The organism is Thermostilla marina (assembly GCF_054657455.1).
In genome coordinates, this window is the sequence record NZ_BAAHYR010000001.1 from 2,204,999 (window position 1) to 2,220,850 (window position 15,852).

At 67.0% G+C, this 15,852-nt stretch carries 12 protein-coding genes and 1 tRNA gene; 12 read left to right on the top strand and 1 reads right to left on the bottom strand.

What is annotated here, in order from left to right:
• Positions 1-2 precede the first annotated feature (2 nt).
• From ACYQ2I_RS08120 to ACYQ2I_RS08165, 10 genes are all read left to right on the top strand, one after another.
• On the top strand, positions 3-1,394 hold the full coding sequence (locus ACYQ2I_RS08120; protein WP_460166509.1) for a hypothetical protein: 1,392 nt from the start codon (positions 3-5) through the stop codon (positions 1,392-1,394).
• Positions 1,391-3,676 carry a hypothetical protein gene (locus tag ACYQ2I_RS08125; RefSeq protein WP_460166510.1) on the top strand — a complete coding sequence of 762 codons (2,286 nt, stop codon included), beginning with the start codon at positions 1,391-1,393 and terminating at the stop codon, positions 3,674-3,676. Before ACYQ2I_RS08120 ends, ACYQ2I_RS08125 begins: the two co-directional genes overlap by 4 nt.
• A gap of 52 nt (positions 3,677-3,728) precedes the next feature.
• Positions 3,729-5,240: a hypothetical protein gene (locus tag ACYQ2I_RS08130; protein WP_460166511.1), complete on the top strand. Its 1,512-nt coding sequence runs from the start codon at positions 3,729-3,731 to the stop codon at positions 5,238-5,240.
• Between the two features lies 1 nt (position 5,241).
• Entirely contained in the window at positions 5,242-5,730 is a 489-nt protein-coding gene (locus tag ACYQ2I_RS08135) for a hypothetical protein (RefSeq protein ID WP_460166512.1), read from the top strand.
• Positions 5,727-8,855, top strand: a complete 3,129-nt coding sequence (locus ACYQ2I_RS08140) for a hypothetical protein (RefSeq protein WP_460166513.1) — start codon at positions 5,727-5,729, stop codon at positions 8,853-8,855. Before ACYQ2I_RS08135 ends, ACYQ2I_RS08140 begins: the two co-directional genes overlap by 4 nt.
• 24 nt (positions 8,856-8,879) lie before the next feature.
• Complete coding sequence (locus tag ACYQ2I_RS08145) at positions 8,880-10,622, top strand: glycosyltransferase (protein ID WP_460166514.1); 1,743 nt, start codon at positions 8,880-8,882, stop codon at positions 10,620-10,622.
• 44 nt (positions 10,623-10,666) lie between these two features.
• Complete coding sequence (locus tag ACYQ2I_RS08150; RefSeq protein WP_460166515.1) at positions 10,667-11,407, top strand: hypothetical protein; 741 nt, start codon at positions 10,667-10,669, stop codon at positions 11,405-11,407.
• A 9-nt stretch (positions 11,408-11,416) separates the two neighbouring features.
• Positions 11,417-12,829 carry a hypothetical protein gene (locus tag ACYQ2I_RS08155; RefSeq protein ID WP_460166516.1) on the top strand — a complete coding sequence of 471 codons (1,413 nt, stop codon included), beginning with the start codon at positions 11,417-11,419 and terminating at the stop codon, positions 12,827-12,829.
• 16 nt (positions 12,830-12,845) lie between these two features.
• The gene (locus tag ACYQ2I_RS08160) at positions 12,846-13,049 is read left to right on the top strand and encodes a hypothetical protein (RefSeq protein ID WP_460166517.1); all 204 of its coding nucleotides are present in this window, start codon (positions 12,846-12,848) and stop codon (positions 13,047-13,049) included.
• Positions 13,050-13,164: 115 nt separating this feature from the next.
• A complete protein-coding gene (locus ACYQ2I_RS08165) occupies positions 13,165-13,752 on the top strand; it encodes a hypothetical protein (RefSeq protein ID WP_460166518.1) in 588 nt (195 codons plus the stop codon).
• Positions 13,753-14,078: 326 nt separating this feature from the next.
• Here the strand turns inward: ACYQ2I_RS08165 and ACYQ2I_RS08170 are convergent.
• A tRNA-Ser gene (locus tag ACYQ2I_RS08170) sits at positions 14,079-14,167 on the bottom strand.
• A 329-nt stretch (positions 14,168-14,496) separates the two neighbouring features.
• On the opposite strand from ACYQ2I_RS08170, the gene ACYQ2I_RS08175 reads away from it, so the two are divergent.
• A complete protein-coding gene (locus tag ACYQ2I_RS08175; RefSeq protein WP_460166519.1) occupies positions 14,497-15,318 on the top strand; it encodes an alpha/beta fold hydrolase in 822 nt (273 codons plus the stop codon).
• A 188-nt stretch (positions 15,319-15,506) separates the two neighbouring features.
• Positions 15,507-15,677 carry a hypothetical protein gene (locus ACYQ2I_RS08180; RefSeq protein WP_460166520.1) on the top strand — a complete coding sequence of 57 codons (171 nt, stop codon included), beginning with the start codon at positions 15,507-15,509 and terminating at the stop codon, positions 15,675-15,677.
• Positions 15,678-15,852 lie beyond the last annotated feature (175 nt).

Here is a 15,852-nt window from a genome sequence, read left to right on the forward strand (position 1 = left end):
CCATGCCGTTGCGCCACCTGGAAGCCGTCCTCGAGCAACTCGCCGCCGTCGAGGCCCACAACCGGCGCCGCGAGACGCCGCACGTCGTCGACGCGAGCACGGTAACCAACGCCATCGCCCTGTCGCGACGCCTGCGGGGTGAAGAGGAACAAGACAAGGCGGCGACGGCGGCCCGCCGCTTCGCCGCCGCCTTGCGCACGGCCGCCGAACACTTGAGAACCCTTCCGCAAACCGTCCGCGCCGCAGCGCCCAAGGGCAAGGCCCCGGAAAAGCCGAAGGGACCGGCCAAGGACAAAAAACCGCGTCGGCTGCCCTTCGACATGCAGGCGCTCCGCGCCTTCGCGGATTTGACGGACGCCCAAGTCCGCGCCGGCAAACGCGTCGACGCTTTCACGCTGGCCCTGGCCGTCGCCGCCCGCGCCCTGATCGGGTTCCGCGACAAGCTGGTTGCGCTGCGCCCGGGCCGGTACGTCGGACCGCTGCGATTCGCCGCGCATGCCATGCGGCACGTCGCCCGCCGACGCCCCGCCCTCTCGGCCGTTCGCGGCGCACTGCTGGCCCCGAGCCGCGTCATCCACCGGATCGGCCGCTCGCTCCGCCGCGTCTCCGCGGACCGGGGCCCGCAGTCCGCCCGCATCGTCGCCAAGGCCGCCGGGGCCGGTCGCAAGCTGGTCGGGGCCGGTCGCAAGCTGGCCGGGGCCGGTCGCAAGCTGGCCGGAGCCGCCGCCGCCCGAACCGCCGGAGCCGCCGCCCGAACCGCCGGAGCCGCCGCCGCGGCCGGAACTGCGGGCGCCGCGGCCGAAACCGCCGGAACCGCCGCCGCGGCCGGAACCGCGGGCGCCGCCGCCGGAACCGCGGGCGCCGCCGCCGCCGGAACCGCCGCCGCGGCCCTCTCCGCCGCCGGCCCGATCGGCCTGGTCGTGGGCGTCGCCGTCGCCTTGGCGGCCCTGCCGTTTATCGCAAAACAACTGGGCATGGCCTTCCTCGAGGCCCGCTACCGCATCGCGGAATTCTCGGCGACCGTCGGCCGGGCCCGCGCCGAAATGCAGGCCTACGAGATCGGATCGAAGGTCCGCGAGGGCGCGCGGACCGGCGAGTCGACGTTGTTGTTGACCCGCGAGATGATCCGCCTGCGCCGCGAATTGGGGCCCATCCGCCGCTTCGCGATCAATATCGGGAATCTGAGCTTGACGGCTATGGCCTACACCGGGCGGCTCATCGTCGAGCTAAGCGGCATCGTCGACGTGCTGCGCCTGGTCAACCAAGCCCTCAACCATATTTTGCGTTATCTGAACAAGACGGATTTCACAGATCCGCAAACCCTGCGGTTCCTGGACGAGCTCGCCACCCGCCCGCGAAGCATTCCGCCACGACGGAGAAATCCGCCGCCATGAGTGTGACCATCTGCCGCTATGGACTGATCGAGATCACCGGCGCAAGCATTCGGCAATTTTCGCAGCGCGTCGAATACGACGCGACCCAATCGGACGCCGTCGCCCTGGTCACGGACCTGGAGATCGAGGGGTTCATCGACCCGTCGGGAGCCCCCGGTCTGCCCGATACGCACCCGATCGCCTCGCTCAATCCGGCGGCGCCGGTCTCGCTGAATCCGCTCGAAAGCATCAAGGCCGCGTTGCTCACGCCGCGCCTGCCGCTCGAGCTGTATTTTGTGACCTACGACGAAAGCGGCAGCGCCACCGCCAAGGAATACATCTTCATCGCTCACGCGAACGCCGACGAACCGGCCGGCCTGGACGTCGACCGCGGCCCGAAACCGCAAGGCGTCGACGTGCACACCTTCGCCAGAAACCTGGTCGCCGTCACCTGGTCGGTCCGCATCAAGCAAATCCCCTGGGATCGCCTCGGCCGGCCGTTGCCGCCGAAGACCGGCACCCGCGGGCATTCCGAGCCGGTCTTGTCGAATCGCTGGAGCCTCACCGAATCGGTCGACCACAACGGTTTCGTGACCAAGACGATCGTCGGGCAGATCCGCGTCGCGGCCCCCGTGCCCGAGTGGCAAGTCTTGGCCCGGCTGTTCGCCGTGCCGCCGCTGGAACGCTCGTTTCGCCGCGATTCGATGGAGTACGGCATCGAACAAGACGGGGTGACCGTGCGCTACCGCATCGTCGACCGCCAAGTCCATACGTCCGCCCCCTACCCGGCGACGAACCTCGACCTCGAGCACACCGAGCATATCGCCAACCTCGGCTATGAAGTCCTTTCCGAATGCCGGGTGACCCTGGAGGGGCCCATCTGGGCGAACAAGTCGCACCTGATCGCCCGCGCGGCGCAATTGCTGCTGGACCGCCTGGCCATCGACCGCTTCCGCGGCGATTTCGGGCGGACCTGGTTCCTCGATTCGCTGACGCTGACCGAGTACATCGGCACCGGTAACCGCGTCAGTGCGACGATGCGGATCAAGCGATTCCCGCTGGGTGACGATGGAAAGACTGGTCTCGCCGGAACCGCTGCCAAGGCCTTCTGGCGGGTTCTCAAGTTGATTAGCGATATTCCTACGGGAGGCGCCAGAACTTTTGGCGATATGCTTGCCGAAAAGCTCAAGGACGCGATCCTCGAGGCCTTCGACGAGGACAACCAAACGCCGCCGCCTTCGGCCGATTTCTTTCAATACCTGCGCCTGAACTTGTTCGGATCGGATCCCGATCTGCCGGCCCTGCCCTACGGCCCGGACGAAACCCGGACACTCTTGCGGCACGACGTCACGCGGTCGCAAGAGATCAGCCCCTGGGGATATACCCCCTGGCAACCGAAATTGGGCGGGGAATTGCAAGGCCGCAGCCCGGGCGACAAATCCGCGCCGCAGCCTGTGGAATCGCCGATCGAACGCAACCCGGCGGTCATCGCGTTGTTCACCTGCTACGCCCAAGTGCCTTGGCGGCCCCCGCACGACATGCGGAAGGCGCCGCCGTGGAAACCGAAGCGCGAGCAAGATCTGCGCGACGCACGCAAAGAGGGCGAACGGAAGGACGGCGAAGCCGAGACCGGCGACCTGGGCGGCGGTGGAAAACACGCCCCGGACGAGGGCGATCAGGCCGGCACCTTCGGCGGCCGCGTGCACCTGGCGAGTGTGACGAGACAGGTTCCCACGCGAGTGATTCCGGTCGCCTTCGAGTCCCCGCTTAAGGCCGCCGCGGCCGCCGGCGGCATCTATACCTTGGTACGGCTGTCCGGCACCTACCGCGCACGCACCGGAACGAAGGCCATCCCGCTGTCGATCACCGCCTCCGATGAAGACCACGAGACGGACGATCAGATTCTGATCACGTCGTCGCGGCAGGCCATCCGACGCCGCGTCGTCTACGAGGCGGAACGGGCCGGCGACTGGCCCGACGTCCCCGCACCGATCCCCTACCAGACGCCCGACGGGATCCGGGGCCGGATCCTCGACTGGGCGATCGAGCTCCGGCCGCCGCAGGTCGGCCCCGACGGCAAGACGTTGTTCTACGCCGTCCGCGCCGTGTATCTATTCGCCCTCAACCGCGCACCGACCTACGGCGAGGACCTCGAACTGGGCCTCGGCCCGCACCTTTCGGGACGCGGCGTGCGCCCCTTCTCCCTGGCCCGACACGCCGACCCGCGGGCCCTCTTGTTTCGCGGCGACCGCCGCTTAAAGCGCCCCACGTCCCCGGGAGAAAAGCCCAATGAAACTGTATGACCCGACCAACCGCGACGGCCTATTCGACTATCTCGGTCGCGTCTGGCACGAAATGGAGACGCTCGACGCGGCCGCGGCGAACCTGGAAACCGCCGCCGACGCGATTGGCGACCTACTAGTCGCCGATGCGACGCTCTTCGACCCGGCGGCGAATCCCGGCGACCCGCCGACCGTGCACGCGGCCCGGCACGCGGCGGCCGTCCGATCCGCCGCCGCCGACCTGGCCGCCTGGGCCGCGGAGATCGCCCGCAAGGCCGTATCGGAGGCACTGGGCCGCGACGTCGCCGGCGACTATGCCGCCGCCTGGATCGCCGCCGAGATGGCCCGCACCGGGTACTATTTCGCCGCCGACACGGCAAGCGTGATCCTCACGCCCTCGACGACCGGCGACGCCATCCTGTTCGCATCCGATCTCGACGCCGACGGATTCTCCCGCGCCTATCTCAACGCCTCGACGATTGCCGGGGCCTATCGCGCGGACACCGGACGACTGGATCTCAACGGCGACCCGCCCGCGGGCGTTTTGTCGACGGCCTGGCCGCGCGGCTGGCCCGGAGGGGCCGCCTGGCTGATCCCGCAACCGCTGACCGCGGGGCGGATCCCCTCGGGATTCGCCTTCGACGCCTACGGCCTGCCGGCCGACTGGATCACCGACGGCGAAACGCTGCTCGGGGCGGCCGCCGCCGCCGAATGGGCGATCACGTTTTCCGGCACGCCGACCGGCGGCTGGTGGGCGATTCGGCACACGACGGCCGCCGGCGCCGCCTTCGAGACGGCGCGGTTGGGCCCGACGGCGACCGCCGGGGCCGTTCAATCCGCCTTGCGGGCCTGCGACGAGCTGGCCGAGATCACCGTCACCGGATCCGTGGCCGCCGGCTTCACCGTATCTTTCGCCGAGATCCGCGGCGACGCGGGCCCGCTTTCGGCCGTCGACAATCTCTCCGGCGCGACGGTCACGATAGCCGCCTCGCGGCCCGCCGAACCGGGATACTACCTCGGCCCGACGCTCCGCATCACCGGCGACGGAAGCACCGATTTCGGGATCTACTACCCGCTGGGAACCGCCTTCGCGGCCGAGCTGTTGGGGCTGTCGATCATCCTGCGCGGCGACGCGGGGATCAGCGGGGGCCTCGAGGCCGGGATCTACGAGTCGCCCTCGGCTGCCTCGGCCGTGACCGACGCCGCGGGCAACCCGTCCCGCGTCACGCTCGACCTGGCGGCGATCGGCACCGATTTCTACCGACTCACCGGCGCGCTGCGAACCGTGGCCGACCGTGCCGCCTATTTCGGCATCCGTTCGACGGCACCCGTCGCCGCCGGAAAACGCCTGTGGATCGCCCGCCCGCAATTGCTGGCCCCGAGCTGGGATCATCCATCGACGCCGGCGTTGTGGTTCGTCGACGGCCGCGACGGCCCCGCCGACGGCGATCACTGGACGATCACCACCACGCCCGCCGGAACCGCGAAATGCCTCCGATTCTGGCGGCGCACCTTCGGAGACTCGGCGGCGACGCCGCCGCTTTCCGGCACGACCTTGATCCCCGATTCGATCATCGCAAGCTGAGATGAACGCGATTCCGACCGCTCCGCACGAGATCTTGCAGGCCATCGCCGCCCGCCTGAACGAGGCGACCGGGATCCCCTGCTACCTGGTCGCCAACACCCACATGCTGGCCAAGCTGCCGCCGGGGGCCGACCAATTCGCCGCGATCGCCATCGAGGGGATCACCTACGAGGGGCAGACGCAGATCCCCGGCACGCTGCTGATCGCCGATCTACGAATCGCCTTGACGCTGTACGCGAAAACCGCCCTCGACCGGGCCCACACCGCCGAGAAGCTCTTGACGGATGCCGACCGCGGCCTGTGGCCGCTGTCCATGCGGGCCCTGGGGGCCCTGGCCGGCGGGTTCCTGGAGGCCGCGGAGGGCGTCCGCCTGGTCGACAACCTGCGAGTCGTCGCCACCGAGGCGGTAGGATGGGGAGAGTCCGGCCGGCACCTGCTGGCTTACCTCACGCACCGCCTCGAGGCCCGGGCACTGTTCGCCGACCGATGAACCTGATCGCCTATCTCCGTGATTCCTCGAACAACCGGCATCCGCTGGCGCTTCCTTCGCCACGGCAGCGCCGTGCGATCCGGCGCCGATACGATCTGGCCGGAATCCTCGCGGGCCTGGCGAGCTCGCACGATCCGGCGTCGCGACGGCGGCCGCACGGGCGCATCGGCCTGGCCCCGGGCCCGCTGGGCAACGCCGCCACGGCGAGCTGGAACATCGGACCGATCGGTCCCGCGGTCGGGCTGCCGGCCTGGCAATGGGCGCACCGCCGCCCGCCGGCGCCGCGGCTCAATTCGATCTGGCTGCCCGCCGGAACCGCCCGCCTGGGCATCGGCCTGTTCGTCGTTCCGGCCGATTCGCTCGAGGCCTTGGAGTCGGGACCCGTCGACGTGATCGTCGAATTGCTCGGGCCCGACGAGACGGAATCGGAAACGCTCCTCGCCCGCCTGCGACCGGTCGCCCTGCTGCGCCTTGCCGAGCTGGGCTTGTTCCTCGGAACCGGGCCCGGGAACGCCTGGCACGGCGCATCGGTCACCTTCGGCAACGCATCAAGCTGGCGGGAGCTGTTCGACGCCTGCGAGGCCGCGAGCGGAAAATCCGTCGACGATCCCGACGGGCTGATCGCCGCCGCCGACGCCGCTTACCCGCCGCAACCGGACGCCGTGGCCGGAACCTGGCACGTCGGCGCCGCCCTCGAGGCGATCGCCTCGCAAGTCGGCGCGATTCCGCGGGTCGATGCGATGGGAGACGTCGAGCTGGTGCGGTACGGGAAGGCGGGCCCCGAGGCGGACTGGAGTCGCGTCTTCGATACGAACCTGTTGCAGCTCATACGCCGGCCGAAGGCGGTCGAGGCGATTTTCCCCGTATACGTGCAGGGGTTGCCCGATCCGCACGGCCGCACCGTAATACGCCGCGCCGCGGCAAGCGATTGGCCCGATGACGGCCTGCGGGTGGTGTTGTGGGAATCGGCCCGGGCGCCGCGCCCGGGCAGCCCCGAAAGCACCGCGCCGCTGGACGCCTTGGCGGCCCGGCATGTGCGCTGGATCGAGGACCTGCAATCGGCGGATCCGCGGATCGGCCGAGCCGTCGGCGTGCCGACCGCCTCGGCCGCCTTCGATTGGCTCTGGCTGCAATTCGATCCGGCGCCGCGGCTGACGATCCGCGCGTTGTCGCTGGACGCCTACCCGATCGAGCACTGGCACGCGGCCGGCGTCGAGAGGACGACGACCACGACGACGACGCCTCCGCCGCCTTGTAGCGGCTGGTGCACCTGGACCTGGAGCGCGGACGATCTGCGCTGGACGATCAGCGCCTCGAATTGCCCGACCGGCTGTTACTGTTACCCGCCCGACTATTGCGGCGACACCGACGGCCAAACGCACAAGGGCCCCTGTACCGGCGCGCCCGGTCCGGAGCCGGATTGCACGACGACGCCCGAGCCGCCCTGCGAGGGCACTTGCCGCTGGCGCTGGAACGGCACGCGCTGGATCCTCGACGTCGGCTGCCCGCCGGCCGCCGGCTGCGACTGCCGATACCCGGAACGCTGCGGGGAAACCGACGGCGAGCTGCTGCTTTCGATCTGCACCTTCGACGCCGGCACCGAGCCGGACTGCACGACGACCACGCCCGAACCGCCGAGCTGTAGCGGCACCTGCCGCTGGGAATGGGCCGGGGAAACCTGGATCTTGATCAGCGAGGATTGCGGCGACGGGTGCGACTGCCCCGCGCCGCCGTTCTGCGGCGAGTACCTCGGCGATTGCTACTTTACCGACTGCGCGCTCGGGCCGGTTCGGCCGCTGCCGCTGTGCACCGAACCGACGACCACGAGTGCGCCGAGCACCACGACGACCACGACGACCACGCCGCCGGAGTGCGCAGGCGCCTGTACCTGGGCCTGGGATCCGTTCGACGTCGGGATCGGGTGGATCCTGCTCGAGGATACCTGCGGGCGCGGCTGTCCCTGTGCGACGCCGACCGCCGCCGGCGAACCCTGCGCGACCACGCAAACGCCTTGCATCGTCCCCCCGCCGCCGACCACGACGACGCCGCCCCCGCCGCCGGGCTGCGCCGGGAAGTGCGTCTGGACCTGGCTCAATGGCGACTGGGCGAAGATCTCGCACGGCTGCGCGGCGGACTATTGCTCTTGTGATAAGCCCGATTGGACCGGCGCCGACTGCGACAAGGCCGAGACGCCTTGCTGGTCGCCCGTCGACCGCACGACCACACCGGCCCCCGGTTGCGAGGCCCGCTGTCGCTGGCGTTGGAATGGGACCTGGTGGGATCTGTTGGATACCAACATCTGCGGCGAGGGGTGCGACTGCGTCGAACCGCCCTTTTCCGGCCGCGACACCTGCGAGCTGGCGATGACGCTCTGCGGCCCGACGACGACCACGACGAGCACGACGCCGGGCCCCACCAGCACGACGACCACGACGACCAGCACAAGCACCACGACGACCAGCACCACGCCGCCCCCCTGTGACGGCTGCGACTGGATCGGCCGCGACGTCGGCGGATTTGTCTATTGGTCGCTCGACCGCAACGGCTGCGAGGGGTGCGGGCCGTGCGCGCCGCCGGCCTGGGCGGCGACCACCGGCGCCACGGCATCGACGCCGTGCGGGCCCACGACGACGACACCCGAGCCGCCTTGCAGCGGTCAATGCGAATGGCGCGCCGTCCGCGCCGAGTCGACCTTTGGTCTTGACGCTTATCTGTGGGTGCCGGCGTTTATATTCTCGCCCTGCAACCGGCACGGCTGCGGTTGCGCCCCGCCGGACGATCCGCCGAGTCGCTGGGATTACGAGTTCAATGTCCCGCGTTTCACGCCGTGCGAGCCCTACGTCACGACCACGCCGGCCACGACCACGACCACCACGACGACAAGCACGACGACGAGCACGACCACGCCGGCCCCGAGCACGACCACGACGACAACGTCTACGACGAGTACGACGACGAGCGACCCTTGCGCCGCACAAGCGAATTGTGTCTGGTATTGGAATGATTCCTATCAGCAGTGGGAGCTCTATGAGGACTATTGTACGGGCGACTGTTCCTGCCTGACGCCGCCCGAGGGCACCGGCTACCCCGACGAGTATCGCAGCGCACCTTGCGAATACTACTGACGACCGACAAGGGAGGACGCCTCGATGACTTCCGAGCATACGACAGACAAACGGCCTCGCTGGACGATCGGCATGGCGACCGCGGCCGACCTGTCCGGCTGCTACTTCACCGTCCAAGCCCTGCGGCTCTATCACCGGATCGACGATTGCGAGCTGCTGATCGTCGACAACGCCCCGCAGCACGCGATCGCCCCGCACCTGCGGAGTTTCTGCGAGAAAACCGGCACCCGGTACATACCGCTGGCGTCGCCGATCGGCACGAGCCCGGCGCGAAATGCGATCGTCGAACACGCGCGCGGCGACTGGGTGCTGGTGCTCGATTGTCACGTCTTGCTGGTCCCCGGGGCCCTCGAGGCCCTGCGGGCATTCGCGGCCGAGAAGCCGGAATCCCGGGACCTGCTCCAAGGCCCGCTGCTGTACGACGACGGCCGCGGGCTCGCCACGCATTTCGAGCCGCAGTGGCGCGACGGCATGTTCGGCGTGTGGGGGCACGATCCGCGCGGCGACGATCCGCGCGGCGAACCATTCGAGATACCGGCGCAGGGGTTGGGGCTGTTCGCCTGTCGCCGGGACGCCTGGCCGGGGTTTCACCGGCACGCCGGCGGTTTCGGCGGCGAGGAAGGCTACATTCACGAGAAATTTCGCCGCCGTGGTGGGCGGTGTTTGTGCATCCCGGCCCTGCGATGGATGCACCGGTTCGGTTATCCGGCCGGTGCGCCGTATCCGCTGCGCATGTACGATCGCGTTCGGAATTACGTGCTCGAGTGGCTGGAACTGGGCCGCGATCTCGAGGAAATTCGCGCGCATTTCGTCGAGGGCGGGCGCCTCGCGGCGCGCGATTGGGAGCACCTGATCGCGGATCCGGAAAAGCACGTCGACCCGCCGACCGTCCGGTCCGGCTGCGGCGGCTGCCGGGCGAGCAAACACGATTCGATCGACGCCTGGTTCGCCGATGAGGCGGCGCGACATCCTGATCTGCGCGGGCATCTGCCGCGGCTGCGCGAGTTGGCCGAAGGGGCCGACCTGGTCGTCGAACTGGGCGTCGGCAGGGGCGGCTCGACCGCGGCGTTTCTAGCGGCTCGGCCGCGGCGATTGATCTCGATCGATGCGGTGCGTCCGAACTGGCACGCCGACGCGGCGGCCTTGGTCCCGCCGGAAACCGACTGGGAATTTCGCGAAGGCGATTCGCGGTCGGTGGAATTGCCCGAGCCGATCGACCTTTTATTCATCGACACGAAGCACACGGCGCCGCAATTGTGGGCGGAGCTCGAGGCCCACGCCGGCAAGGTCCGCGGGCGAATCGCCCTCCATGACACGAAAACCTACGGCGAGCACGGCGAGGGGGGCGGCCCCGGACTGCTGCCGGCGCTGCGCCGGTTTCTGCGCGAACGGCCCGAGTGGGTCGTCGCGGCCCATTATCCCGACTGGCACGGGCTGACCGTCATCTCGAATCGCGCCGAGGACAAGAAACCCCTCCCCTCGACGGCGCGACAGGTTTTCAATTTCGCGAAGGCGGTCGCGGCGCACGTCATCGAGGGCGGCGCGACGCCGGCGGACGAACTGGAACGCCGCCTCGACATCTGCGCGCTGTGCGAGCTGCGCAGCGGGAACCGCTGCTCCGTCTGCGGCTGTTATTTGATCGCCGCGCCGACCGGCAAAGGCGGTAAGGCGGAATGGGCCGAGCAAGAATGCCCCTTGGGGAAGTGGCCGCCGGTTGCGGCCAAGAAGGGCGAAAAAACAGGTGCGAATTTGAACGCCGGAAGCTAGCTTCCAGCGACGAAATCCGGGTCGAAATCGGCGAGGTGTCGCGAATGAAACGGGCCGTCGTATTGTGTCCGACCTATCGACGGGTCCGGACCGTGCCGACCGCCTTGGCCTGCTTTCTGATGCAGCGGGTGCCGGCGGACTGGTCCGTCCGCCTGTACCTGTTCGACGATTCCGGCTCCCTCGAGCCTTGCGAGGGGATCGCCTGGTCGATCGAGTCGACGGCCGAGCGCGCACCGAGCCTGCCGGCGAAGTACAACCGCATGGTTCGCGATGCGCGGGCCCGCTTCGGCCCCGTCGATGCCTGGATCCTCTTCGATGACGACGATCTCTATCTGCCGGAGCATGTCGCGGGGCATCTGCGGGCTTTCGAAAGGGGTGCGGCCTGGAGCAAACCGTCGCTCGTCTGGACGACGTACGGCGGCCTGCACACCGAGAATGCGGCGGGGCGTTTCCACGGATCCATCGCCTTGAGCAATGGAGCTGTAGAAGCCGTGGGCGGGTGGATCGAGTCGGATCGCGAGACGTTCGATCAAGAGTTTCTGGCGGCCCTCGAGGCCCTGGTCGGGCCGCCGGCCGAGCCGCCGACGGCGTCGCCGCAATACGTCTTTCGCTGGAACACCGGATGCTGGCACGCGCAGCACGCAATGGGGCGGGCCGACTGGTATCGGCATGTCGAAAGACTGGCGGAACCGGTCGAGGGGCCTTTCCGCATCCTGCCGCGGCTGGATCCGCAGGCCGCGTCGATCTTTCGCGCGTTGCGGGTCCCGGTCTGTTTTCACGAATGAGGTCGCTTTATGGATCGCGCAATCTTCCTGCGATATGTGGCCGCCCGCACGATCCGCGAACTGTACGCCGAGCCCGCGGGTAGATGGGTCACCATCGGCGGGCACCCCAAGGACGGCAAACGCCACGCCGGCGGGACGCCGGTCAAGCTGGACTCGGCGGGGCGGATTGTGGCCGGGCCCTCGCACCTGGTCGGGCATCGGCCGGATGCGATTCCGAAGCAAAAACGCTTGTTCGATACGGGGAAGGTCGAACAAAAAAAGTTATTCGACATCGGTCCCAAGGTCCGCCGGCCGGCCCCGGCTGCGGCGACGTCGGCCGACGTGCGGACGCCGATCGCCTCGAGCGGGTTTGCGACGGTGGGGCCGCGCCGGCTCGCCGACGGGCGTCTGGTCGGTCACGCCATGCTGCGGGTCGAGGATCTGGACGTCGATCCGAAACGGTTTCAGTACAAGATCCAAGGGATCAGCGCGAAGACCGGCACAACTGAAGAGTTGAAAGAGATCAAGCGGTTTCGCCCGGAGTTCGGCGGCCAGTTGCTTGTCTGGCGCGACCCGGCAGACGGCAAGACCTACGTGGTCAACGGACACCACCGTTTTGAGCTGGCCCGACGGTCGGGCTACGACGGCCCGCTGCCCGTCTACTATCTGGACGCCAAGACGCCGGAAGAGGCGAGGGCCCTGGGGGCGCTGGCGAATATTGCGGAAGGTCGCGGGACCGCGCTGGACGCGGCAAAATTCCTTCGAGACTCCGGGATGTCGATCGACGAATTGCGGGAACAGGGCGTCTCCCTCAAGGGCCGCATCGCGGCCGACGGCGCGAAGCTGGCGAAACTCGACGGCCGGCTCTTCGACGCCGTGGTCCGCGGCGAGCTGCGCGAGCCGCACGCTTTGGCGATCGCGGAATATTTGGGCGACGATCCGGTCGGGCAGCGGACCGTCTGGAAGGCGATTCGGCGGCGAAAGCGCGCCCCCTCGGTCGAGGACGTGGCCGAGGTCGCCCGCGAGGTCGCGGCCGCCTCGCGAATCACGTCGCAGACGAAAACACTCTTCGGCGACATCACCGAGGAACGCTCGACGATCTGGGAACGGGCCGCCATCAAACGGGCCATTCGCGAAAAGCTGGCTTCGGAGGCGGCGGCGTTCGGCGCCGTGGCGAGCGAGCGGCGGGCCGAGAAACTCGAGGAAGCGGGCAACCGGATCGAGCTCGAGGAAAATCGCCGGCGGGCCCAAGAGGCGAAGGAGATGCTTTTCACCTTTTCGACCTTGGCCAATTACCGCGGGCCGGTGGCCGACACGATCAATCGGCTGGCCGAGGAGCTCGCGGAAAACCCGAAATCGAAGCGACGGATCCTCGAGCGGGCGTTCGAGGAAGTCATCGGTTTGGTGCGTCGGAGCGCCGAAACGGCAAGCAATGCCGCCTGAAAGGGAGATAGTGAGTATGGATCGGGAGGATCGCCACCCGCGGCTGCGAAAAGCCGATCGCTGCAAAATGCTGTCGCAAATCGCCGAAATCCAGCGGTATCAGCGCGAACACGGGCTCGAGGACAAGGGCGATCCGGTCGACGACGGGGCCGACGTCGGTGAACTGGATCGTGCCGCCGTCTACCGGCGTCTGCTTCGCGAGGCGATCAAGCTGCGGTGAAGGGCGGGATGACCAGATCGCAACCGCTGGGAAGGTCGTCGCTTGACAGCGGCGCCGGCTCGGGCCACCATGCTAGCAATGTTGGCTGGTAATCGACCTACACCGAGGGGGCGGTATGTCAGGGGGCGAGAGCAAGCGACACGGGGCTTGCCCGAACTGCGGCGGCCGGTTGTTGATCCCGCAAGGGGCGGAGAACGTGGGCGTTCGGTGTCCGTTGTGCGGGCATGTGTTCCATCCCAAAGAGGCGGAGAACTCGCCGTTTACGGCGGCACCGGCATTCGCCGGAACGGGGAAGTTTTGTCCGGGCTGTGGCGGGGCGGTTCATCCGGCTGCGGAAATCTGTCTGCGTTGCGGTGTTCGCCTGCCGGCCTTGCACGGTTTCGGTTTCGGGGCGAACGTCGAGAACCGGGGGTGGGCGAAGATCCCGTTGTTGATCTCGGCGATCGCGAACATCGTCGTGGGGCTTATCTGGCTTGCGACGTGCTTCGGCGTGGTTCTCACGGTGCCGATGGTCGTCTTGTGTATTTTCGAGTTCAAGGCGTGGGCCGAGGCTGACGACATGCCGCTGGACCAGCTCATCGATCACGCCGGGAATCTTGCCATCGCGGAAATAGTCGTCGGTCTGTTCAACACGGCGACATTGGTTTGCGGTATCATCTTGGCGATTCAGTCAAGCAAGAAGCGTCGGCGGTATTTCGGCTAGTGCGCGGCATGCCGATAGAGGCTTCTCTTGCCGTCTCGCTCGTTTCTTGCCTGATCGGCCGGCTCTGAACCCTCACAAAGTGTTCTCAGTCCGAAAACAGGGGTTCGACTCCCCTAGGGGGTATTACCTAACCCATTGTGATGCTTTGTTTTTGCGTGCCCCACGTTGTCGGGGCTTTTTTTGTGGCTGCGTGCCGAAAAAATGCCGCCCCGCAGCTTGATGCCGCGGGATCCGATGCCATAGCGGGAACGGCACTTGAAGCGACAAGTAAACAAAAAGCCCGGCTCAGTCGGCCGGGCTTCGAGTCGTTTGTCGGTGTTGGTAAGCGGAGAGGACAGGATTCGAACCTGCGGAGCCCTGTTACAGGCTCACCGATTTAGCAAACCGGCGCTTTCGACCACTCAGCCACCTCTCCGTTGAGCCGACCATTGAGATCGACCATCTTTCTGTAAACAGTTTAACAAACCCCTTCGACACGGCAAGTCCCTTGGACAAGCCGCTTTTTCGGTCGGCCTAGGGAATCTTTCCGGCGAGGCTTACGGCAGATTCGATCGCCCGGACGCATGTGCCCGATTACGCTTCGAATCGGTTTGGGGTATGATCGCTCGATCGGCACCGCATTTTGACATAATTCCCGCAATCACCGCGTTCGGAAGCGGAAAGGCCGTTGCAAAAATGAGGGGGAACGGATCTGAGATTCGCTTGCCGGCAGAGTCCCGGTTTTTCGAGGTGGACGGGGTACGGATGCACTACCTCGACGCGGGCAGCGGTGCGCCCGTTCTGTTCGTCCATGGGAACCCAACCTGGGTTTATTACTGGCGTCATCCTTTTGCAAGGACAGCCTCGATGCGGCGGGCGGTGGCGGTCGACCACATCGGATGTGGTTGGTCCGATCGACCTTCGGCTTGCGTTTATTCCTACCGGCTGCGCCGGCGAATAGACGATCTCAAAGCCTTCATCGAGTCACTGGATCTGACTGCAATCACGCTAGTGGCGCATGACTGGGGGGGCGCCATCGGGCTGGGGGCTGCGACGGAAATGCCTGAGCGGTTCTCAGCGATCGTTTTGAGCAATACAGCGGCCTTTCCGGGGGGACGCTGCCCTCTGCGGATACGTGTCGGCAAGTTGCCGCTGATAGGACGCTGGGCGATCGTCGGAGCTAACCTGTTCGTGAAGGCGGCGCTGTCGATGGCGGTTTCGCGTCGTGATGCATTGACGAAGGAAATCAGGGCGAATCTTGCGGCACCGTACGCGTCGCCCGCTCGGCGAGAGGCAATCTATCGGTTCGTGGAAGATATACCGCTTCGTCCGAGCCATCCGAGCTACGCCACATTGGCAGCAATCGAGCGCCGGCTGGGGCTACTGCGGCACTTGCCGGTGTGCCTGATTTGGGGGATGCGGGATTGGTGTTTCACTCCCTGGTTTCGGGACCGTTTTCTGGAGATCTTTCCGCAGGCGGAGTCGTACGAGCTGGACGTTGGTCATTATCTCGTTGAAGAAGCCCCGGAGGCGTACTCTGAGATACTCGTGGAGTTCTTGCGCCGGAGCGGCGGGCTCGGTGCCTGAAACGCCAGCCGGAAATTTGAATTCGGTGGGAGTTTCCAAAGCCGCCCGAAATTTGAGTGTCCCCACCTTGATTGCGGGCATGAGCACGCGGTACACTTATGGTCTTTGACCGATTTCGAAAGAAACCATTGGGAAAACGATTTGCGAGCAAAAAAGACCGCCCCCTCGGGCGGGGGAGCGATGGGACCATGAGCACACGCGAAATCGAAAACAAGGCGGCCGTCAAAGAAGCTCTCGCGGCGAAGTATGCCCGTTTGGCGAAGGTGGCCAAGAGCGACGCCAAGCGAAGTCACTTCCTATTCAAATCGGCGCGATATCGACGGCAAGCCGAAAACCTGCGGAAGCTCGTGGCCAAGTAGCGTTCCGGCGGCGATGGGGGGAATCGTCCCCTATTGAAAAAGGGGCTGGGATTGCTAAACTTACGTCAAACCGTCGGGTTGCCGGCGGTGATCGTCGGACGGCGAATGTCCGGCTTGAAGTGTTGGTGTTGGTTGTTTATCGGTGGTTTCCGGCAATGGGTCGTGGCGTTGATGC